The following is a 19,921-nucleotide window of genomic DNA, read 5'->3' as shown; positions in this document are numbered from 1 at the left end:
TGTGCCCAGGTAGCGAGTTGCCCGATTCCCGGCGAACGTTCAGGGACGCCGCTCCTCGGCGGCCGAGGCAGGCGCACGCATCCTCGGCCGCAGGGGTATCGACTCGTCCGCGAAGTCCCTACCACTGGTATTCGGTGACGCTGCCCCCGGTGAGCGTGGTGGTGCCGTGGGGAGTGCTGTCGTCCTTCCATACGGTGTAGTCCCCTGCGGGGAGGGGCTGGATGAGGACGCAGTGAATGGTGCGGTCGGCCAGGTGGCGGGGCCGCACGGCGGCGTGGGTGCGCTGCTGGGGCCGGTGGGTGGGGCTGACGTGGATTTCGAGTCCTTCGTGCTCGGGCGCGGTGTGGATGATGAGGGCCGCGGTGGTCTCGCCGATGTCCAGCACGACGCTGCCGGGCGTGGAGGGGTGAGTGGTGTGGGAGTGCATGGAGCCTCCTCAGGGGTCGGGGTGGCGGGGCCGCGTTCGTCGTGATCGCGGCCCCGCTGCTGGGGCATGGGTCAGGAGGCGGGGTGGTGGTAGCCGTCGTAGGGCACACCGAGGTAGGGGAACGTGTCGAGGTAGGGGTTGGTGACGTCGGCGGGGGTCAGCCCGTCGGTCACCTTCGAGGACGCCGCGTCGGGGGTGTAGCTCTTGTCGACGAGCGGGAGCGTTGCTCCGGCGAGGGCGCGGAGTTCTACGGTGACGACGTCGTCGAAGACGCGGCGGCCGTTGGGGAAGCCGGCCGGGTCACCGCCGATGAGACCGAGGATGTTGGGGCTCTTGGCCGCGGGGATGGCGGTGTTGAGACGGATCATGTCCGCCTGGGTGGGCCCGGTGTAGTTCTGGAACCCGGGGACGACACCTGTGGGGATGCCGGTCAGCAGGATGGCGAGCAGGTCCGCGCGGGGCTTGCCGGACTTGTTGTACGCGTCGAGCGCGGGGAAGACGCCGGGGTAGAGCGTCGGCAGGAGTTTGGCCAGCTCCGGGTGCGCGACGTAGGCGGCGAACCGCTTGTCGTCGGCCGGCGGGACCGCGTTCCACTCGTCCTTGTGGCCGAGGGGGACGAGGACTTCGTTGAACAGGGGGTTGCCCAGGCGGGAGACCTGCGTGTACGGACCGGTCTCCAGGTCCTTGCCCTGCCGGGGCTCGATGACCCGGGCCTGGCGGCGGCTGGCGCTGGTCCACACGCCGACCGTGGCGTGGGGGTCCGCGGGGTCCTTGACGGGGCGTCCGTGGAACGTGAGGTCGGTGGCGGGGACCTGGACCGCGAGTGAGTGGACGTTCAGTTCCTTGGTCGTGTTGACCCCGTCGGCGGGCTCGCTGAAGGCGCTGGTGCCGAACTGGTTGTGCAGGTTCTGGAAGGGGCGCAGGTTGCCGAGGTCGAAGATGGACCCCAGGTCGACGTAGAAGCCCTCGGCGCGCTGGCCGGCGAACACCTTGCGGTTCCTGCCGAGCGTGTGGATGGCCTGCTGGGCCAGTTTCGCGTACGTCGGGGTGGACAGGGGCCCGATGTTGCAGGGCGGGCAGGTCAGGTTCCGGCCGAGGACCGAACGCCGACCGCTGCTCTCGCAGCGGGTCAGGGTGTAGGTCTGGTAGCGGTTCCAGTTCGGCGAGTCCAGGGTGAGAATGGGCCCGGTGTTGTAGAGGAAGCTGTCGGGGCGGCGCATCCTGGTGGTGAACTCGAACTGGTAGGTGACGTCCGCGCGGCCGTCGCCGTCGTTGTCGATGTGGATCTCGTAGAGCACGTCGTCGCCGAACTCGTAGAAGTTCGGCCCGCCCGCCGGGTTCTGCAACGGGATGTAGTTGGCGATCAGCGTGACGGTCCCTGGGGCGTCGGGGCTGACGAAGGCGTAGACGTCGGTGCTGTCGGCGACCGGGTCCTTGGAGATCTCCGGGGCTTCGCGGTGGGAGGACATCAAACCTCATCCGGGTTGGTCGAAGGCGACGCGGCAGGAGTTGCCGTGGCCGGGGGGTGCTCGGGTCAGCGGGCGTGACGCAGCAGTGCCGCGGCCAACTCCCGGTCGTGCACCAGGCGGTGCTGGTCGCCGTGGAAGAAGTCCATCTCGCCGGTCGACGCGTCGCGTACGTGCACCACCAGCGGCTCGTGCGGGCCGACCGCTCCGGCGGGCTCCTCTGCCATCGGTACGACCCCGCGCGAGGGGGCCGCCTGGGCCGGCTCGGTCACGCTCAGGACCGCGCCGGCCGTCAAGGCCGCGAGGCCCACCTGGGTCGCGCCGCGCATCACGCCTCGGCGATCCATGCCGGAGGGTTCCCGCTGCTGCGGCTCGGACCGGGATTCATTCATGATCACTCCTATGACTGGCTGCGCGGCAGGGCGAACCGGCAGGCGGATCTGGGCAAGGCGTGCGTCGATGGCCGGCAAAAGGCGGCACACACGTGGACGTTGCGTTCTGACGCGGTCGCTTCCGCGTTCCGCGCTCAGGGATTGCGCTACAGGGATTGCGCTACAGGGATTGAAGGCGTCGACGACGCGTCTGACGGCAGACGCTGGGCCCGAGGCAGAAGAGGGCCCGACGCTCGCCACGTATGAAACGCCCCGCCTCACATCACGTCAAGGAGGCTTACAGAGCCAGCACTTGACGAGGAACACGACCCGGGCGCCTTTGCGCAGTTCAGACCTCACTCGATCGACCGAACGAGGGAAAACAGCTTTTTTCTTCCCACTGGACCAAACCGGCAGCGGACCTGAACCGAACCAATACCGGCAGAGAAGAAAGAGGGAAGGTGATCATCGCAGGGGCGACGACGCAAGCCGTGGGCAGTCGCACTGATCCAGTCGATCAATGCCGATTACGTCTGCCTCCACCAGCCCGCACCACAAAAGCACCCAAGGTCTTTTCCTGACGTCTCCTTGAGATGTCCCTTTGAGATGTCCCCTTGAGATGGAAGAGCGATCGCTCCGGAGACGGTTTCGCCATGCGCGGATCCCGCTCGTCCGGAACGGATTCATCGCGAATGTCCGGCACGCTGAAGATTGCCGTTCAAGCTCTGTCCGGTCTTCACGTTCCTGGCGAAATCGCCTCTTGAGTGGCTCCGCGGCTCCCCGAGACGCGTCTCGCCGGAGGCGGCGCCCCGGGCCCGTCGGGCAGGCGTCCGCGCACGGCTGCTTCGGTGCCGCTCCGAGGAACCGCCTGCCGACGCTTCGCCCGGCTTTCCGTGGACACCAGTGATCCGTAGCAATCCATCGGCACACCGGTTCCGAATCGTGTGTGTACGAATCGATTCTCAGGAGGATCACCGCGTGAAAGAACCGGTGTACATCAGCGGGTTGCCCTCTGCCGGGCCCGACCTGCCCGACCTGCTCGACCGCGTGGCGCAGGGAGACCAGCAAGCCTTCGGCTCCCTCTACGACGCGGTGGCCGGCCCCGTGCTCGGGGTGGTACGCGCCGTCGTACGTGATCCGGCACAGTCGGAAGAAGTCGCCCAGGAGGTCATGGTGGCCGTGTGGCAGACCGCCGCGCGCTACCGGCGCGAATTGGGCGGCGTCATGAACTGGGTACTCACCCTCGCGCATCGCCGGGCCGTGGACCGCGTCCGCTCCGCCCAGGCCGCCGGCGCACGCGACCACAAGGCCGCGCTTTTGGAGCAGACCCCGGCGTTCGACGAAGTCGCCGAAGAGGTCGACCGGCGCCTGGAGCGGGAACAGGTGCGCCGCTGTCTGCGCACCCTCACCGAACTCCAGCGCCAATCCGTAACACTCGCCTATTACCGCGGCATGACCTACCGGGAAGTCGCCGAACTGCTCACCGTGCCGCTGGGCACGGTCAAGACCCGACTGCGCGACGGACTGATCCGGATGCGCGACTGCCTGGGGGTGACCGCATGATCACAGCTGATCTGCACACGCTGACCGGCGCCTACGCGCTCCACGCGCTGCCGGAGGCCGAACGCAGCGCGTTCGAGGGCCACTTGGACGCCTGCGCGGCTTGTACGCAAGAGGTGCGGGAATTCACCGCGACGGCCGGTCGGCTCGGACTCGCCGTGTCGGTGAGGCCGCCGGTTGAGCTGAAGGCCACGGTCCTGCGGCGGATCGCGATCGTCCGCCAGGAATCCCCCCGCACCTCCGGCCAGGCCGGCCCCACCGGCAGCCGACCGAGCCGAGCACCCTGGTCCCGTTTCGCACTGGCCGCATGTCTTGCGGCGGCGGCCGGTCTCGGCGGAGTGGCGGTATGGCAGCACCAGCAGGCCGACGACGCCCAGCAGCGGGCCGATACGGCTCAGCGCCGGTCCCAGCAGCTCGCCGACGTCCTCGCGGCACCCGATGCGAAGGCGACCACCGCCACCCTGAAGAACGGCGCGACCGGGACGCTCGTCGTGTCCCACAGCAAGAACCGGGCGGCCTTCGTGGCGTCCGGGCTCCCGCACCCACCGGCCGGCAAGGTCTACCAGCTGTGGTTCGACGACGCCGGAACCATGCGCCCGGCGGGACTGATGGACTCAGCGCGCAGCACCGAAGCCGTCCTTCTCACCGGCCCGGTCGACCGGGCGTCCGGCATGGGCATCACCCTGGAACCCTCCGGCGGCTCACCCGCTCCGACCTCGTCCCCGCTCGTACTGATGGACGTCGCGACCGCCTGAGCGTCGTGGTGGGGCCGGGAGCAACGCCGGCCCCACACATCAGCCGCACACATCGACCCCGCACATCGACCCCGCTGTCGGCGATCAACGCGGCCGGGGGGCGGGCCGCGATGCGGCCCGCCCCCACTCCACTACTGCTCAATTGCGCCTGCGTCTGGGCTACTTGGGCATCAGGACGGTGTCGACGATGTAGACGGTGGCGTTGGCCGTGGGCACGTTGCCGCAGACCACACTGGCGCTGTCGTTGACCTTGTACGCGGTGCCCGAGCCGGTCGTGGTGACCTTGCCCTTCTCCAGGGTGTCGAAGGAGCCGCTCTCCAGCTGCTTGGGCGCGAGCTTCTGGCCCACGACGTGGTAGGTGAGGATCTTGGTGAGCATCGCCTTGTCGTTGAGGACCTTGTCCAGGTCGGCCTTCGGGATCTTCGCGAAGGCGTCGTTGGTCGGGGCGAACACGGTGATGTTCTGGGCGTTGTTGAGGGTGTCGACCAGACCGGCCTTCTTGACCGCGGCAACCAGGGTGGACAGCGCCGGGTTGTGCGAGGCGGCGGTGGCGACCGGGTCCTTGGCCATCCCGTCGAAGGAACCCGCACCGTCCTTCGGCACGGACGCACACGCCGCGCCGAACGGCTTGTCCGTCATCGAGGCGTCACCGTTCGAGGAGTCCCCGCCCGTGGACGGCTGCGAGGCCGGCGGAGTGGCCGCCTCGGAAGAGGCGGAGCTGTCCTTCTTGCTGTCGCTGCCTCCGCACGCGCTCAGCGCGAACGGGAGGATGGCGGCAGCGGTGACGGCGATCGCGGTACGACGGAAACGCAGGGCATTCACGATGACTCCAGAATTGACGGGGCGTTGACGGGGCGTTGACGGGGCAGGCACATGCCTGGGAAGGCCAACGGCAGGACAGGGATGCGCAGTTGCCCGCCGGGGCCGGCAGCGGCAGCCGGGTGCTCTGCGCGTCGCGCGGCATCGCCGGGCCTGCCGACGGCGGGGTGTGCCGGCGGTGCTGAAACGGCTTGAGTGGTGAGGGCGCCGAGCGGAGGCCTGGGGCTGCCGCCCACCGCGCGCGGCGTGATCTCTGTACGGGCGGAGATCGAGCGCGCGGTCGGCCTACGGCCGCCCTCGGCTGCGCGGGGCAGGCCGATCGGCGGCCGGCCCTCGCTGCTCAGGTTTCTCATCACGACTTCTGGTTCGGAGCCGACGGCCCAGCGGATTGGTCGCTCATCCGAACGGGTGCCCCGCGTTCCTGAGCTGACGGGAGCCGAGTCGGCTGCCTCGCCGCCTCACGTCGTACCGGCAGCACTTCTCGCTCCTGTCACCCGAGTTGGAGGCAGCCCCCGAACCGGCACTGTCGTTAGCCGGCCGGGGTCCCTCCGAACCCCAACGATGCGGCGCGGAACCGGCCCGGCCCGGGCCGGCAGCGGATACGGATGGGATCCACTGCCGACCCGGGCCGGACGTCACCTTCCCCGAGGCCGGCCCAACGGGCTCACCCCGCGCAGGCCCGGACTACGGGAACGCTCAGTGCTCCTCCCCGTATCCGCCGTGGTGGCCCATGCCCATCTGCTGTCCGCGCATCCCGGCGTGGCCGTGCATGCTGGATCCGCTCCAGCCGTGGTTGTGCCAGTCACCGCGCGAGTCGTTGACGCAGGTGTTGCCGAACGCCGGGTTGAGCAGCCCGATCACGCTGACCGTGTTGCCGCACGCGTTGACCGGCACGTGGATCGGAACCTGGACGACGTTGCCGGAGAGCACGCCGGGCGAACCGATGGCCGCACCCTGGGCACCCGCGTCGGCGGACGCCGCGGAGGCGCCCATCAGGGCCGCCGCGCCCACTGCCACCATCAGACCGGCCGCCTTCACCGCACGAAACATCTTGTGACCTCTTCACTGTCTCAACGAACCGCACGAGCTTTGGAGGGCGCCGTGCGGGAGGCCCTTTCCGGACCTCTCACCCGTGCTTCGAGACCGCACGCGGTGCGGATTGCGCACCTGCGCCGACTTCACCCCATGGGAGTAGTCCCTGGTGCCGTCCGGCCATCCGGCCGTCCGAAGGGACCGGGCCGTTGCACGCGTGCAGTAGCGGTGCACCACGGCGGTGCTGCCTGCGCGGCGGGCTCGGACTCTCTCGATCAGGTCAACAACACCTATTGTCGGCAGCCGAGTTGGGATCCGGGCGGTAGCTTCACCGTGTTGCCGTCGCGCCTGGGGGATCGGTCATGGGTGTCCGCAATATCGCCGTCGTCACGGTGTCGCTGCTGCTCGCCGGCGCTGCGGCCGGCTGTTCCCACGGCGCCTCCGTCGGCGGCAGTGGCGCCAAGCATCCGGCAACGCCGGCGTCCAGCCCGTCCCGGAGCCCGGCGACGGGGGCGGCTGGGGCTCCCTCGGCGTTGCCGTACGGGCCGGGCCCGCAGACGAAGTACGCGGTGCAGACGCAGCCGCCGGCCGGGTCGTGTCACTTCGGATTCGAAGCCGACAAGCAGCCCCTTGAGGACAAGGCGTGTACGCCCGGCGCGCTGAATCCGAAGGTCACACCGGCCACGCTGAAGACCACCATCTGCAAGGCGGGCTACACGTCGACGATACGGCCGCCCGAGAGCGTCACCGGGGTGGAGAAGGCGGCGAACGCCAAGTCGTACGGCTACACCGGCTCCCTGCACGATGCCGAATACGACCACCTGGTCAGTCTGGAACTCGGAGGAGACCCCAACGACCCGCGCAACCTCTGGGTCGAGCCGCCCTCCCCGGGTCACAAGCAGGGCGCCGGCCCCAACAACCCCAAGGACGGCGTCGAGTCCAAACTCCACACCGCCGTCTGCTCGGGCAAGGTGCAGCTCGCCGCGGCACAGAAGGCCATCGCGACCGACTGGACCACCGCCCTGGCCACGCTCGGCCTCACCTAGTCACCGGTCCGGCGGGGGAGTCCGACCGGGTCCTCGTCGTTTCTCCCGGGCAGCCGCACAGGATCCCAAGCACGTACGAAGTGCGCCCGCGCCTCGGCCGGACGCGGGTGGTTCAGGAGACGACGGCTGCGCAGGCTTCGGTCACGGTCGGGTAGAGAGCGAGGGTCGCGTCGGTGCCCGTCATCTCCAGGATGCGCAGGAGCTGGGGCTGTGCGCCGGCGATCCGCAGCCTCGTGGTCCGGTGGGTCTGAAGCAGCAGGTTCAGGGTGGAGGAGTCCGCGAACGGGACTGCGGACGCGTCGAAGACCACGATCTGCCGCGTCATGGCGGCGGCCTCCAGAGCCCGTTGCAGCGGAGGCAGTGTCTGGGCGTCCAGGTCACCCGCGGCCGCTACCACCCAGCTGTCGCCGCATGCGTACTGATGCACATGAAGAGCGGGGCCACGATCGGGTGGGGGCACGCGGTGATCTCCTGCTGGTGCGGGGTCCGGTCATCACTCATCCTGCCGTGCCTGTCGAGCAGGAACCACCCCGCCCCAGGATCGTTGGCCAAGGCTTTGCGGCCGACGTCGCTGCCCCGCGGCACGGTCAGAACTCGGGTTCTGGCACACCCGCCGTGCACGAGAACGCGTCCTCGTGAACAGTGCCGATCGCAGCTCGTCCGGACGCCGGCTGCGTAGCAACGGGGGCTCCCGGCGCGGTCGCTGGACGTGACCACCCTCGCTCGCGGCCGGCTCCGTCTCGGCGTTGCTGCCCCATGGAGCGACGCCGCCGCATCAGCGGATGGCGCCGAGGCGCAGCACCGGTGTGATGCCTCTGCACGACGGCCTGTCCAACAGTCCCGCCATGGCCCACTCGGCCAGGATCACCTCCACGTCGTGGTCATGCGGGGGCGCCGGTGATCTGGCCGTCTTCGACATGCAGCCGACGAGTGACTCTTACGGCTTCCAGGAGCCGGCGGTCGTGGGAGACCAGCAGCAGGGTGCCGGCGTAGGAATCCAGGGCGGCTTCCAGCTGTTCGATGGCTTGCAGGTCCAGGTGGTTGGTGGGCTCGTCCAGAACCAGCAGGTTCACCCCTCGGCCTTGCAGGAGGGCGAGTGCGGCTCGGGTGCGTTCGCCGGGCGAGAGGGTGGTCGCCTCGCGCAACACGTGGTGGGCACCCAGACCGAATTTGGCCAGAAGGGTACGCACCTCGGCGGGTTCCGTCTCGGGTGCGGCGGCGCAGAAGACCTCCAGTAGCGTTTCGGGGCCGTGGAACAGTTCCCGGGCCTGGTCGATCTCGCCGATCTCCACGCTGGAGCCCAGCGCCTGATGGCCGGTGTCCAGCGGGATGCGGCCGAGCAATGCGGCCAGCAGCGTCGACTTGCCGGAGCCGTTGGCGCCGGTGATCGCGACGCGGTCGGCCCGGTCGATCTGCAGGGACACCGGCCCCAGCTCGAAGTCGCCGCGGCGCACGCGCGCTTCGCGCAGGGTCGCAACGACCGTGCCGGAGCGGGGGGCGTCGGCGATCCGCATGCGCAGCTGCCATTCCTTGCGCGGCTCTTCGACCTCTTCGAGGCGTTCGATGAGCCGTTCGGCCTGCTTGGCCTTGGCGGCGAGGTTCTCGCTGTTCTCCATGCGCGCGCGACGGCCGAACTTGTCGTTGTCGCGACTGCGGCGCGAGGCGGTGCGCACGCCCTTGTCCGCCCAGGACCGGTGCACACTCGCACGGTCCTGGAGGGCTGCCTTGCGGTCGGCGTACTCCTCGTACTCTTCCCGCGCGCGCAGCCGGGCGCGTTCGCGCTCCTGGAGATAGGCGTCGTAGCCGCCGCCGAACAGGCGCACCTGCTGCTGGGCGCGGTCGAGTTCGAGGACCTGCGTGACGGTGCGGGTGAGGAACTCGCGGTCGTGGCTGACCACGACCGCGCCCGCACGCAGGCCGCGTACGAACTGCTCCAGTTGTTCCAGGCCGGCCAGGTCCAGATCGTTGGTGGGCTCGTCCAGCAGGAACACGTCGTAGCGCGACAGCAGCAGCGAAGCCAGCTGGGCGCGAGCGGCCTGCCCGCCGGAGAGCGAGACCATGGGCTGCTCCAGCCGGACGCCGAGATCGAGCGTGGCGGCGACCTGTTCGGCGCGCTCCTCAAGATCGGCGCCGCCCAGGGCCAGCCAGCGCTCCAGGCTGGTGGCGTACGCGTCGTCCGCGCCGACGGCACCGTCGGCCAAAGCCTGTGCTGCGCTGTCCAAGGCGTGCTGGGCCGCGGCGACCCCGGTGCGGCGGGACAGGAACGCGTGCACGCTCTCGCCCGGGCGCCGGTCCGGCTCCTGTGGCAGATAGCCGAGGGTCGCCCCGGCCGGGGCCGCGCGCACCTGCCCTTCCTCGGGCTGGACGAGCCCGGCAAGCATACGGAGCAGGGTGGACTTGCCCGCTCCGTTGGTCCCGACCAGGCCGACCACCTCGCCGGCTGTCACGGTCAGGTCGAGGCCGGAGAAGAGGGAGAGGCCGCCGTGGCCCGCGGCGAGGTTCTTGGCTGTGAGGGTCGCGGTCATGAGGTCACCTACCGGAAAAGGTCCGTCACCTGAGGTGACGGGATCGGGTGCGTGGGAGATCGCACGCGATCGGTGGGGCGACGGCAGGGCGGCAGCGCAACACATCGGGATGCGGACTCGGACACGAAGCGCGGCAGGCGGCGTCCGGAGATGCCGAGCAGGCGCAGAGGTCACATGCACGCCACCACCGTCGGCATGGCCGACCGCGGCGGGGCCGCACGGAGTGGACACCGTGCAGGCAGCAGGGGCATGAACCTCAGATGCGCAAAGTCCACCTCAATCGGCGACAACAGGACCGCCCATCACGTTACACATGGCTCGCACCACCGGACCATCCTCCTTTCGGCCGACGCTCATCCGCCGCGCGTCCGAGTGCTGGAGAGAGATCCACACCGACGGGCCGCGGCCTCGCGCACACTTCCTCCCGACCGGCTCGGCCCGCGTGTCCTCCCGCCCCGGATCCCCAGGCTGCCCCGATCGCCTGACGGTCCGTGAGCCCGACCGCTTTGCGCCGAGGACAAATCGTCCTCTACGCTTTTCGGGTCCCGTCGGCTCCGCTCACTGTTCGGACCCGGCCCTGCACGTCCCAGGAGAATCCGATCCGCCAGGCCCTGTAGCCGCTCGTTCTGAGGCTCATTCCAGTCGCGTCCGCCACGCCGGACCACTGACGCATGCCTCGACGACGGCGCCCTCCCACGGCCTGGGCCCGTAACAATTCTTCGCCTCACCCTGTCGCGCTGTCGGCGTACGGGGGCCTGACCGGGCCCGCCCCTGTCCCGATTCCTCACCGCACGCGAACAGGAACCTCGTGTTCACCAACACCCACACCCAGCCGCGCCCCGCACGGGCCGGGAGCGGCACCTCAGTGATTCTGGCCGTCGTCCTCATCGCCGAGCTGATGAACGCGCTCGACGCCTCCATCGTCTACACCGCGCTGCCGCTGATCCAGGCGGACACCGGCGCCTCCAGCGCCGCGATGCAGTGGATCCCGGCCGCCTACGCGCTCACCTTCGCTCTCGGCCTGATCACCGGCGGACGCCTCGGCGACCTCTACGGACGCAAACGTGTCTTCCTCGCCGGAACAGCCGGCTTCACCCTGGCTTCGCTCCTGTGCGGGATCGCCACCGGTCCCCAACTCCTGGTGGCCGCACGCGCCCTTCAGGGCGCCGGGGCAGCGGTGATGGTGCCGCAGGTCCTGGCCACCGTCGCCGTCACCTTCCAAGGCCCCGGACGTGCACGCGCGTTCGGCCTGTACGGCATGGTCATGTCGCTCGGCGGCATCCTCGGGCCGGCCCTGGGCGCCATCCTGACCGCCGCCGACATCGCCGGCCTCGGCTGGCAGATGATCTTCCTGATCAATCTGCCCGTCGGACTGGCCACTCTGGCATGCGGAATCCGGTTCCTCCCCGAGTCCCGCGCCCCGCGGGCCCAGCGTCTGGACCTGATGGGTGTGGTGCTCTCCGCCGCGGCCATGCTGCTGATCGCCTACCCCCTCACCGTGGGCGGCGAGCAGCACTGGCCCACATGGAGCCTGGCCATGCTCGCTGCCGGCGCGGTCGTCCTGGTCGCGTTCCTTCTCCAGCAGCGGGCCAGGACGGCCCGGGGTGACTCGGCGCTCATGGCGCTGTCCCTCTTCAGGAGCCGGGCGTTCGCCGGCGGACTGGCCGCCCAGCTGGTCTTCGGCCTGATGCTCGGTGTCTTCCTGCTGACCTGGGTCCTGTTCATGCAGGACGGCCTCGGCCTGACGCCGTGGCAGTTCGCCCCGGCCAACATCGCCATCTCCGTCGGCGGGATGGCGGGCGCGATGCTCGCCTCCAAGTGGGCGGCCCGACATCTGCGCCGGATACCGCAGGCGGGAACGCTGCTGATCGTGTGCACCCTGGCCTGCTACCAGCTGCTGATCTCCGGCTACGGCACCCACCTGCCGTTCGCGGCCGCGGCCGCCCCGATGCTTCTGATCGGGGTCGGCCTGGGCGCGATCGGCGCCGGACTGTCCGGCCTCACCCTCAGCCGGATCCACAACGACGACGCCGGATCCGCGGCTGGACTGTTCAACACGGCCATGCAACTGGGCACGGCCCTCGGCCTGGCCACGGCTTCACTCATCTTCTTCGACCACGCGCCCGCGGGCAGCCACGGCACCGCTGTGACCACCGCCTTCGCGGGGACCATCTGGTACATCATCGCCGCCCTGACGGTCATGTGGGCGTTGATGTTCACCCTCCCCAAGCCGGCCAGCTCCACCTGACGGCCAGCCGATGCCTGCCCCGGTCCGGGAATCCATGACCGTCCAAGTCGACGCACTGCGGAGCCGATCGGTCGTCTGCTCGGTTTCGCCGAGAGCGGATCGGCTGAGGGCAGAGCGACACGCCGTGCCGCACTCCGGCGCCGCCGCCGATACTGGTCGGCATGAGCAGCCGACCCGTACCCAGCGCTCCGGTCCCCGTGCGTCCCCTCCGTCTGGTGCAGTCCGACTCCGACAAGGCCCCGCCCGCCCGGGAACCTCTCTGGCGCGATCTCGTCGGGGGTGTGTTGCGGCGGGAGCGGCAGTCGCAGGGGCGGACCCTGAAGGAGGTCGCGGACGATGCGCGCATCTCGATGCCGTATCTGTCGGAGATCGAGCGCGGCCTCAAGGAGGCATCCTCCGAGGTCCTCGCGGCCGCGGCGAACGCGCTCGGTCTGGGGCTCGGCGACCTGATCCTCCGTGTGCACAGCGATCTGTCGGCCACGGGCCGTGCGGGTGCGCCCACCCGCGGCGGCGCCCTCTGCCTCGCCGCCTGACCGGAAACCCTCTGTTCAGGACGGTACGAGCACGCGCTTCCTGATCACTTCGTCGGCGAGCCCGTACTCCACCGCCTCCTGCGCCGTGAAGATTTTGTCGCGGTCCATGTCGGCGCGGAGTCGGGCCCGCTCGTGTCCGGTGTGCCGGGCGAGCACCTCTTCCACCTGGGCGCGGATCCGTTGCATCTCCCTGGCCTGCACCGCCAGGTCGGCGGCGGTGCCCTGGCGGCCGCCACTGGCGGGCTGGCCGAGCAGCACCCGGGAGTGTTCGAGCACGAAGCGGCGCCCCGGGTCGCCGCCGGACAGCAGGACTGCGGCGGTGGAGGCGGCCTGGCCGATGCAGTAGGTGGCGATGGGGGAGGAGATGAAGCTCATGGTGTCGTAGATCGCCATCAGTGAAGTGACCGATCCGCCGGGCGAGTTGATGTAGATGGAGATCTCGCTCTCGGGGGTGGCGGACTCCAGGTGGAGCAGCTGCGCGGTGATGACGTTGGCCACGCCGTCGTCAATCTCCGTACCGAGAAAGACGATGCGTTCGGACAGCAGCGCGCTGTAGATGTCGGCGACGCGTTCACCGTTCGGGGTGCGCTCGATGACGTTGGGGATCGTGTACTGGCTCATGGGGTGCCTCCTTCGGGGGTGATCAGCGGATGCCGAGGCCCGTGCGGGCCCTCGACGCGGCGGGGCGGACGGAGTCGAGGGAGGTCAGGACGTGGTCCACCATCCCGTACTCCAGGGCCTGTTCGGCGGTGAACCAGCGGTCGCGGTCGCCGTCCCGGGACACCGTCTCCGGTGACTGCCCGGTGTGCTCGGCAATGAGCTTCTCCATGGTCCGCTTGGTGAACTCCAGGCTCTCCGCCTGGATCGCGATGTCGGCGGCGACACCGCCGATGCCACCCGAGGGCTGATGCATCATGATCCGCGAGTTGGGCAGGGCGTACCGCTTGCCCTTGGTGCCCACGGTCAGCAGGAACTGCCCCATGCTGGCGGCGAATCCCATGGCCAGCGTCGCCACGTCGTTGGGGATCAGCTGCATGGTGTCGTGGATGGCCAGACCTGCCGTGACCGATCCGCCGGGGGAGTTGATGTAGAGCGCGATGTCGGTGCGCGGATCCTCCGCCGAGAGCAGCAGGAGCTGCGCGCAGATGCGGTTGGCGGAGACGTCGTCGACCTGGGTTCCCAGGACGATGATCCGCTGGTCCAGGAGCTGGGCGGACAGATGGTCGTCGTAGCGGGTGATGGGGGTGTCGCCTTCCTCGGCGGTGAAGCGGGAACTCATCGGGCGGCCTCCTCGGGCTGCGTGACGAAGGGCGGTCGTTTCCTTCAGCCTGCGCCGCGGGGGCGGGTGGCGGAACCGTTCTCTGCCCCGGGCAGATCGGCTCCTGGCAGAGCGGTGGTGGCGCGCGATCTCGTGACGGGGGTGTGGTGTCGAGTGGGCGGGCCGAACACGCGGTGAGGCGGGCCGGGTGGCATCGGTGCCCACGCGGACGTCTGGCGGGCTCGGACCTCGTCGCATGTCACGGGGCGTTTCCAGGCGTCGGCCGGCCGACGGAGTTGTTAAGCGTGCTGACCGGTTCGCGCGATGTCGGCGCAGGAGGCGACGCACCATTCCGGGCTGGGATTTGCTGGGGGACCAGGCCGATGTCGCCTGTCGCCGGGCCGGGCCCGCTCGCCCACGGCCGGGGCGTGGCAGTGCTGTTGGCCGGGCCACGTGGTCCAGGTACGACACCTTGGCCGGGGTGCGGCAGCAGCGGCAGCAGCCGCGGCTGACGCGCCGCGGCTCCGACACCGGCCGGCCCGTGCGTACACCGCCAGATGTACTGACGATCCATCCCGGGGTGCACACGGAGCCCCGTGATGTCGGTCCGTGGGCCGTCGTGGGGCCGGGGAGCCCGGGCCTAGCGTGGGCAGCGTCCGGTTCGGACTCCCGATCGACCTTTTCGCGCAAGGACCTTTCATGATCGAAGCCCATTCCCTCACCAAACGCTACGGTGAGCGCACAGCCGTCTCGGACCTCAGCTTCAGCGTGCGACCCGGCATCGTCACGGGGTTCCTGGGGCCGAACGGCGCGGGCAAATCCACCACGATGCGGATGCTCCTCGGCCTCGACGCCCCCACCTCGGGGCGCGCGGTCGTGAACGGCAGGAGTTACGCCGAGCACCGGGCGCCGCTGCACGAGGTGGGGGCGATGCTGGAGGCGCGGGCCATCCACACCGGCCGCAGCGCCTACAACCACCTGCTTGCCCTCGCCGCCACCACCGGCATCCCGGCGCGCCGGGTGAACGAGGTGATCGACCTGGTCGGGCTGCGCGAGGTGGCGAAGAAGCGAGTGGGCGGCTTCTCGCTCGGCATGGGGCAGCGGCTCGGCATCGCCAGTGCGCTGCTCGGCGACCCCGCGACGGTGATCCTGGACGAGCCGGTCAACGGTCTCGACCCCGAGGGCATCCTGTGGATACGCAATCTCCTCAAGGGGCTGGCCGCCGAGGGCCGTACGGTCCTGGTGTCCTCGCACCTGATGTCCGAAATGGCGCTGACCGCCGAGCACTTGATCGTGATCGGGCGCGGCCGGCTGATCGCCGACACCTCGGTGGCGGAGTTCACCGCGCAGGCCGCGGGCGATGTGGTGCGGGTACGGACCGAGGACGCGGAGAAGCTGCGCGCACTGCTCGCGGCTCCCGACGTCACGGTCGAATCGCGCGCGCCCGGCGTCCTCGAAGTGACCGGCCTGAGCAGCGACCGCATCGGTCGCGTGGCGGCCGACCACGCCATCGCCCTCGCTGAACTCACCCCACAGCAGGCCTCGCTCGAAGAGGCGTTCATGGAACTCACCAGGGACGCCGTGGAGTTCCAGGCCCCGGCGCCCGAGCTGGTCGCCGCGGGCAGCGAAGGAAGTGCGGCATGACGACGGCATCCCTCATCCCCGCCGCGGCCCGGGGCGAGGTGACGCAGGCCCGGGTGATCCACTCCGAGTGGATCAAGCTGCGTTCGCTGCGGTCCACGCTCTTCACCCTGCTCGCGGCCGTGCTCGCGATGATCGGTCTCGGTCTGCTGTTCAGCTACTTCACAGCCGACCGCTGGGCCCATCTGCCCGCGGACGAGAAGGCCCACTTCGACCCGACGCTGGTCAGCCTGCGCGGCTTCTACCTGGCCCAGCTCGCCGTCGGCGTGCTCGGCGTCCTCGTCGTCAGCGGTGAGTACGCGACCGGCATGATCCGTGCCTCGCTGTCCGCGGTGCCCCGCCGGCTGCCCGTTCTGTGGGCCAAGGCCCTGGTGTACGGCGTGGTGGCGTGGGTGCTGACCACGGCCGCCTCGCTGGTGGCGTTCCTCATCGGCCAGGCCGCCATGTCCGGCCACCATCTGGGCACTTCGCTGAGCGCACCCGGCGTGGTGCGCGCGGTCCTCGGCGCCGGGCTCTACCTCACGGTCGTGGGCCTGCTGGGAGTGGCCTTCGGCGCCCTGATCCGCAACACGGCGGGCGGCATCGCCACCGTGTTCGGCGTGCTCCTCGTCCTGCCGGTGCTCGCGGAGGCCCTGCCGTCCTCGTGGTTCCAGAACATCAACCCGTACCTGCCGAGCACGGCCGGACAGGGCCTGCTCCACATCCATCAGGAGCCGCATACGCTGGCCCCATGGACCGGGTTCGCATTCTTCTGCCTCTACGCGCTGATCGCGCTGGCCGGGGCGGGAGTGGCGCTCAAGCGGCGGGACGCCTGATGAAGCCGGCGGCGGGTTCACCAGCCGGTGACGCCGTGCGCCGGCCGCCCTGCCGGGCGCGGTCATGACGTACGCGTACGCGGGCGCGGCGCGGCAGTGGCTGGAGTCGTGGCGCGCACTCGTGGTGCGCGTCCGGCTCCGGGCGCGCGCCCGGCTGTCGCCGCGCACGGTCGACGCCGTCTTCGCGGCCGCCGTCTTCCTTGCCCTCACCGGCATGGCACGCCGGCCGCTGCACGACCACCCCTGGACCATCGTGGGCTTCACCGCCCCGATGGTGGCGCCGCTCGTGTGGCGCCGGCGGGCACCCCTCGCCGTGTTCCTGACGATGTCGGCGGTCGCGTTCGTCCAGTGGCTTGACGATGTGCGGCTCCCGGCGGACATCGCCCTGCTCATCGGCCTGTACACGGTCGCCGCCCATGCGAGCGGGCGGCGCGTCCGGGCGGCCATCGGGGTGCTCCAGGGCGGTGTGCTGCTGGCCGCGCTCCGCTGGGCGCCGGACGACCGGGGAGCCGAGACGTTCATCGGGCTCTCCGCGATGGTCGTCGCCGCCTCGGTCATCGGCATCAACATGCGCGGCCGGCGCGCCGCGATGGCGCTGCTCGAAGAGCGCGCCCAGCGCCTGGAGCGCGAGCGGGACCAGCAGGCCCAGCTCGCCGTGGCGGGAGAACGCTCCCGGATCGCCCGCGAGATGCACGACATCGTCACGCACAACCTGTCCGTCATGGTGGCCCTCGCCGACGGCGCGGTGTTCGCACAGGACCGGGCCCCCGAGCGGGCCACGACGGCGATGCGCCAGGTCTCCACCACCGGACGCCAGGCGATCACCGACATGCGGCGCTTCCTCGGCGTGCTGCGCGCCGACGAGCCGGACGCCCTGCGCCACCCGATGCCGGCCATCGCCCAGCTGGAACCGCTGGCCGACCAGGTGCGCGCCGCGGGGCTGCCCACCCGCCTCACCGTCAAGGGCGATCCGTCCGGTGCTCCGGCGGCGGCCCAGCTGACGGTCTACCGCCTGGTCCAGGAAGCCCTCACCAACACCCTCAAGCACACACCGGCCGGCACCAGCGCGTCCGTGTACGTGAGCTGCGCCGAGCAGCGGATCACCGTCGACGTCACCGACGACGGGCCCGGCGGCGCGCTGCCCGCCGGCACGACCGGTCACGGCCTGCACGGAATGCGCGAGCGGGCCGCGGCCTACAACGGCGAACTGACGGCCGGGCCCCGCCCCGGCGGTGGCTGGCAGGTCCGCGCCGTACTCGCCCTCAACCAGAACGAAGCGTAGCCGCATGCCCATTCGTGTCCTGCTCGTCGACGACGAGCCCCTGCTGCGCATGGCCTTCACCATGGTGCTCGACGCGCAGGCCGACATGGAGCCCGTCGGCGAGGCCGGCGACGGCGCCGAAGCCGCCCGGCTCACCCGCGAGTTGCGGCCCGATGTCGTGCTGATGGACGTCCGGATGCCCGGCACCGACGGCATCGAGGCGACCGAGCGCATCGTCGCCGAGTCACCGCGTTCGAGGGTCCTCATCCTGACCACGTTCGACCTGGACGAGTACGCCTTCGCGGGGCTTCGGGCGGGAGCCTCGGGTTTTCTGCTCAAGAACGCGCTGCCGCAGGAACTGCTCGCCGCGATCCGCTCGGTCGCGGCCGGCGACGCGGTGGTCGCTCCGCGCGTCACACGGCTGCTCCTGGAGAACTTCGCCCATCAACTCCCGTCCGGGACCGACCGGGCCGGTCTGGACGACCGGCTCGGCCGGCTCACCGCCCGCGAACGCGAAGTGCTCACGGAAGTGGGCCGGGGGCTGTCCAACACGGAGATCGCCGCCGTCCTGCATCTGGCGGAGGCGACGGTGAAGACACATCTGAACCGGATCCTGGTCAAACTGGAGCTGCGCGACCGGGTCCAGGCCGTGGTGTTCGCCTATGAGACCCGGCTCGTGAGACCGGCGTAGAAAGCCGCCCGCGAACGGCCGCGGGCGTGGCGGGCGGATCAGCGGACGACGTCGAAGACCTGCTTTTGCAACCCGTTGGCGTAGGCCTCGTGCTCGACGAGCTTCAGCCTCTGGGTGTCCTTGTCCGTGGTGCTGAAGAGCCGCTTGCCCGCGCCGAGCAGCAGCGGGAAGACCAGCAGGTGGTAGCGGTCGATCAGGCCGGCGTCCGACAGGGCCTGGTTCAGCTCGGCGCTGCCGTGGATGATGATCGGGCCGCCTTCGGTGTTCTTCAGCGCGGCGACGTCGTCGAGCGAGCGCAGGATCGTCGTCTCGCCCCAGTTCGACACCAGGTCGTCCTCGGCGAGGGTGGTGGAGACGACGTACTTCGGCATCACCTTGTAGCCGGCGAAGTCCGGCATGTCGGGCCACACCTGGCTGAACGCTTCGTAGCTGTTCCGGCCCAGCAGCATCGCGGTGGCCTCCTGCTGCTCCCGGCCCTTGATGTCGAACGCCTCGGGCAGGAAGTCGACGTTCTTGAAGGTCCACCCGGCGTTCCGGTATCCGGCCTCCCCGCCGGGGGCCTCGACCACGCCGTCGAGGGAGATGAAGGCGGTACTGATCAGGGTGCGCATCTGTTGTTCCTCGGTGTCTCGTGTCCGACGGGCGGCCCGTTCGGGTCGGGGCGCTTCGGCCGTGCTCGGGGACGCGGCGTACCGACCATGATCTATGACCGCGGAACCCGGCGGAACTCATCGCCGCCGACACCTCGGGTGGACTCGGGTGGGCCTGGCCTAACGTCCGCCGGGCCGTGTGCGCTTCGGCGGATCAGGCTGCCAGCCGTGTTCCAGAAGGTCGAAGGCCCGCTCGACGGCCCGGCGGGGGTCGTCGTGGCCGCGGGCGGCGCGGGGGGCTTCGAGTGCGAAGTGGGCCAGCGCGGTGCAGCCGGGATCGTCCTCGGGCAGGCCGCACTCCTCCGCGATCGCGTGGGCGAGCGCCTCGGTGTGCCGTAGCCACATGGCCTGGACGTAGTCGCGCAGGGCCGGGGTGGTGTCGATCAGCTCGAAGAACGCGGTGAAGCGGGCATCGCTCCCGGTCGCCGCCATGCGGTAGCGCAGCGCATGTTCCCGCAGGGCCGCCGGGATCGACCGGCCCTTCGGGCGGTCGTGGACGGCGGCGAGCAGCAGGGCCTCCTGGTCGGCTTCCTCGTCGAAGACGAGGGCCTCCTTGACCGGGAAGTGCTTGAACAGGGTGGTGGTGGACACGTCCGCCTCGTCCGCGATCTCCCGGATGCCGACGTCGTCGTATCCGCGCTCCAGGAACAGGCGGAGCGCGGCATCGGCGATGGCCTGACGGGTGGCGGCCTTCTTGCGCTCGCGGCGCCCCATCGGAGGTGCCTCGGCGGAGGGCTGGGTCTCGGGCATGAGGTCGATCATACCGCCAAGGTTGCTCAGCTTCAAAAGTGAAACGGTTGCACTTGTTGAGTCGTTGTGCTCT

Annotated in this window: 20 protein-coding genes; 9 read left to right on the top strand and 11 right to left on the bottom strand. The window is 70.2% G+C overall.

Translation table 11 applies throughout. The features are described 5' to 3' along the window. Positions 1 to 118: 118 nt before the first annotated feature. From CG740_RS32490 to CG740_RS32480, 3 genes are all read right to left on the bottom strand, one after another. Complete coding sequence (locus CG740_RS32490) at positions 119 to 427, bottom strand: phospholipase (RefSeq protein ID WP_100578897.1); 309 nt, start codon at positions 425 to 427, stop codon at positions 119 to 121. Between the two features lie 71 nt (positions 428 to 498). Continuing rightward, a complete protein-coding gene (locus CG740_RS32485) occupies positions 499 to 1,896 on the bottom strand; it encodes a DUF4331 domain-containing protein (RefSeq protein WP_100578896.1) in 1,398 nt (465 codons plus the stop codon). A gap of 65 nt (positions 1,897 to 1,961) precedes the next feature. Next, positions 1,962 to 2,285 (bottom strand): hypothetical protein, encoded by a 324-nt coding sequence (locus CG740_RS32480; RefSeq protein WP_100578895.1) that lies wholly within the window; start codon positions 2,283 to 2,285, stop codon positions 1,962 to 1,964. A gap of 957 nt (positions 2,286 to 3,242) precedes the next feature. Here CG740_RS32480 and CG740_RS32475 point away from each other — a divergent pair. Together CG740_RS32475 and CG740_RS32470 are read left to right on the top strand one after the other, a co-directional pair. Next, positions 3,243 to 3,827 (top strand): sigma-70 family RNA polymerase sigma factor, encoded by a 585-nt coding sequence (locus CG740_RS32475; protein WP_100578894.1) that lies wholly within the window; start codon positions 3,243 to 3,245, stop codon positions 3,825 to 3,827. Further along, positions 3,824 to 4,579: an anti-sigma factor gene (locus CG740_RS32470; RefSeq protein WP_100578893.1), complete on the top strand. Its 756-nt coding sequence runs from the start codon at positions 3,824 to 3,826 to the stop codon at positions 4,577 to 4,579. Before CG740_RS32475 ends, CG740_RS32470 begins: the two co-directional genes overlap by 4 nt. Before the next feature lie 159 nt (positions 4,580 to 4,738). On the opposite strand, the gene CG740_RS32465 is transcribed toward CG740_RS32470, so the two are convergent. Both CG740_RS32465 and CG740_RS41185 read right to left on the bottom strand, forming a co-directional pair. After that, positions 4,739 to 5,401 carry a fasciclin domain-containing protein gene (locus tag CG740_RS32465; RefSeq protein ID WP_100578892.1) on the bottom strand — a complete coding sequence of 221 codons (663 nt, stop codon included), beginning with the start codon at positions 5,399 to 5,401 and terminating at the stop codon, positions 4,739 to 4,741. Between the two features lie 693 nt (positions 5,402 to 6,094). Beyond that, on the bottom strand, positions 6,095 to 6,448 hold the full coding sequence (locus tag CG740_RS41185; RefSeq protein ID WP_376207246.1) for a chaplin: 354 nt from the start codon (positions 6,446 to 6,448) through the stop codon (positions 6,095 to 6,097). Between the two features lie 344 nt (positions 6,449 to 6,792). Here CG740_RS41185 and CG740_RS32455 point away from each other — a divergent pair, with 344 nt between their 5' ends. Next, positions 6,793 to 7,476 (top strand): hypothetical protein, encoded by a 684-nt coding sequence (locus CG740_RS32455; protein WP_100578891.1) that lies wholly within the window; start codon positions 6,793 to 6,795, stop codon positions 7,474 to 7,476. Positions 7,477 to 7,588: 112 nt separating this feature from the next. On the opposite strand, the gene CG740_RS32450 is transcribed toward CG740_RS32455, so the two are convergent. Next, a complete protein-coding gene (locus CG740_RS32450) occupies positions 7,589 to 7,903 on the bottom strand; it encodes an STAS domain-containing protein (protein ID WP_234376605.1) in 315 nt (104 codons plus the stop codon). A 454-nt stretch (positions 7,904 to 8,357) separates the two neighbouring features. Beyond that, on the bottom strand, positions 8,358 to 10,001 hold the full coding sequence (gene abc-f, locus CG740_RS32445) for a ribosomal protection-like ABC-F family protein (RefSeq protein WP_100578889.1): 1,644 nt from the start codon (positions 9,999 to 10,001) through the stop codon (positions 8,358 to 8,360). An 808-nt stretch (positions 10,002 to 10,809) separates the two neighbouring features. Between abc-f and CG740_RS32440 the strand changes: the two genes are divergently transcribed. Continuing rightward, positions 10,810 to 12,249, top strand: coding sequence for an MFS transporter (locus tag CG740_RS32440; RefSeq protein ID WP_199846636.1), 1,440 nt, complete (start codon positions 10,810 to 10,812; stop codon positions 12,247 to 12,249). Between the two features lie 161 nt (positions 12,250 to 12,410). Further along, positions 12,411 to 12,782: a helix-turn-helix domain-containing protein gene (locus CG740_RS32435; RefSeq protein WP_100578888.1), complete on the top strand. Its 372-nt coding sequence runs from the start codon at positions 12,411 to 12,413 to the stop codon at positions 12,780 to 12,782. 15 nt (positions 12,783 to 12,797) lie between these two features. Here CG740_RS32435 and CG740_RS32430 read toward each other — a convergent pair whose 3' ends face one another. Both CG740_RS32430 and CG740_RS32425 read right to left on the bottom strand, forming a co-directional pair. Continuing rightward, positions 12,798 to 13,403 carry a ClpP family protease gene (locus CG740_RS32430; protein ID WP_100578887.1) on the bottom strand — a complete coding sequence of 202 codons (606 nt, stop codon included), beginning with the start codon at positions 13,401 to 13,403 and terminating at the stop codon, positions 12,798 to 12,800. Positions 13,404 to 13,425: 22 nt separating this feature from the next. Continuing rightward, positions 13,426 to 14,061, bottom strand: a complete 636-nt coding sequence (locus CG740_RS32425) for an ATP-dependent Clp protease proteolytic subunit (protein ID WP_100578886.1) — start codon at positions 14,059 to 14,061, stop codon at positions 13,426 to 13,428. A gap of 678 nt (positions 14,062 to 14,739) precedes the next feature. On the opposite strand from CG740_RS32425, the gene CG740_RS32420 reads away from it, so the two are divergent. The 4 genes from CG740_RS32420 (at position 14,740) to CG740_RS32405 (ending at position 18,448) form a co-directional block, all read left to right on the top strand. Beyond that, entirely contained in the window at positions 14,740 to 15,684 is a 945-nt protein-coding gene (locus CG740_RS32420) for an ATP-binding cassette domain-containing protein (RefSeq protein WP_100578885.1), read from the top strand. After that, positions 15,681 to 16,496, top strand: a complete 816-nt coding sequence (locus CG740_RS32415; RefSeq protein WP_100578884.1) for an ABC transporter permease — start codon at positions 15,681 to 15,683, stop codon at positions 16,494 to 16,496. The genes CG740_RS32420 and CG740_RS32415 overlap by 4 nt, the downstream gene beginning before the upstream one ends. Before the next feature lie 64 nt (positions 16,497 to 16,560). Further along, the gene (locus CG740_RS32410; protein ID WP_100578883.1) at positions 16,561 to 17,778 is read left to right on the top strand and encodes a sensor histidine kinase; all 1,218 of its coding nucleotides are present in this window, start codon (positions 16,561 to 16,563) and stop codon (positions 17,776 to 17,778) included. 4 nt (positions 17,779 to 17,782) lie between these two features. Continuing rightward, positions 17,783 to 18,448, top strand: coding sequence for a response regulator (locus CG740_RS32405; protein ID WP_100578882.1), 666 nt, complete (start codon positions 17,783 to 17,785; stop codon positions 18,446 to 18,448). Positions 18,449 to 18,486: 38 nt separating this feature from the next. Here the strand turns inward: CG740_RS32405 and CG740_RS32400 are convergent, their stop codons facing one another. Then, complete coding sequence (locus CG740_RS32400; RefSeq protein ID WP_100578881.1) at positions 18,487 to 19,059, bottom strand: dihydrofolate reductase family protein; 573 nt, start codon at positions 19,057 to 19,059, stop codon at positions 18,487 to 18,489. 159 nt (positions 19,060 to 19,218) lie between these two features. Then, the gene (locus CG740_RS32395) at positions 19,219 to 19,848 is read right to left on the bottom strand and encodes a TetR/AcrR family transcriptional regulator (protein ID WP_100578955.1); all 630 of its coding nucleotides are present in this window, start codon (positions 19,846 to 19,848) and stop codon (positions 19,219 to 19,221) included. Positions 19,849 to 19,921: the final 73 nt, after the last annotated feature.

It is taken from the genome of Streptomyces sp. CB01201 (genome assembly GCF_002803085.1).
GTDB lineage: Bacteria > Actinomycetota > Actinomycetes > Streptomycetales > Streptomycetaceae > Streptomyces > Streptomyces hundungensis.
The sequence above is the reverse complement of the archived record's forward strand: the minus strand, read 5'-3'. Positions and strand labels throughout refer to the sequence as shown.

Bases quoted from the DNA above. Each gene is read 5' to 3' on its own strand.
- CG740_RS32490 (WP_100578897.1), bottom strand. From the start codon at position 427: ATGCACTCCCACACCACTCACCCCTCCACGCCCGGCAGCGTCGTGCTG.
- CG740_RS32485 (WP_100578896.1), bottom strand. From the start codon at position 1,896: ATGTCCTCCCACCGCGAAGCCCCGGAGATCTCCAAGGACCCGGTCGCC.
- CG740_RS32480 (WP_100578895.1), bottom strand. From the start codon at position 2,285: ATGAATGAATCCCGGTCCGAGCCGCAGCAGCGGGAACCCTCCGGCATG.
- CG740_RS32470 (WP_100578893.1), top strand. From the start codon at position 3,824: ATGATCACAGCTGATCTGCACACGCTGACCGGCGCCTACGCGCTCCAC.
- CG740_RS41185 (WP_376207246.1), bottom strand. From the start codon at position 6,448: ATGTTTCGTGCGGTGAAGGCGGCCGGTCTGATGGTGGCAGTGGGCGCG.
- CG740_RS32455 (WP_100578891.1), top strand. From the start codon at position 6,793: ATGGGTGTCCGCAATATCGCCGTCGTCACGGTGTCGCTGCTGCTCGCC.
- abc-f (WP_100578889.1), bottom strand. From the start codon at position 10,001: ATGACCGCGACCCTCACAGCCAAGAACCTCGCCGCGGGCCACGGCGGC.
- CG740_RS32435 (WP_100578888.1), top strand. From the start codon at position 12,411: ATGAGCAGCCGACCCGTACCCAGCGCTCCGGTCCCCGTGCGTCCCCTC.
- CG740_RS32430 (WP_100578887.1), bottom strand. From the start codon at position 13,403: ATGAGCCAGTACACGATCCCCAACGTCATCGAGCGCACCCCGAACGGT.
- CG740_RS32425 (WP_100578886.1), bottom strand. From the start codon at position 14,061: ATGAGTTCCCGCTTCACCGCCGAGGAAGGCGACACCCCCATCACCCGC.
- CG740_RS32420 (WP_100578885.1), top strand. From the start codon at position 14,740: ATGATCGAAGCCCATTCCCTCACCAAACGCTACGGTGAGCGCACAGCC.
- CG740_RS32415 (WP_100578884.1), top strand. From the start codon at position 15,681: ATGACGACGGCATCCCTCATCCCCGCCGCGGCCCGGGGCGAGGTGACG.
- CG740_RS32410 (WP_100578883.1), top strand. From the start codon at position 16,561: ATGACGTACGCGTACGCGGGCGCGGCGCGGCAGTGGCTGGAGTCGTGG.
- CG740_RS32405 (WP_100578882.1), top strand. From the start codon at position 17,783: ATGCCCATTCGTGTCCTGCTCGTCGACGACGAGCCCCTGCTGCGCATG.
- CG740_RS32400 (WP_100578881.1), bottom strand. From the start codon at position 19,059: ATGCGCACCCTGATCAGTACCGCCTTCATCTCCCTCGACGGCGTGGTC.
- CG740_RS32395 (WP_100578955.1), bottom strand. From the start codon at position 19,848: ATGCCCGAGACCCAGCCCTCCGCCGAGGCACCTCCGATGGGGCGCCGC.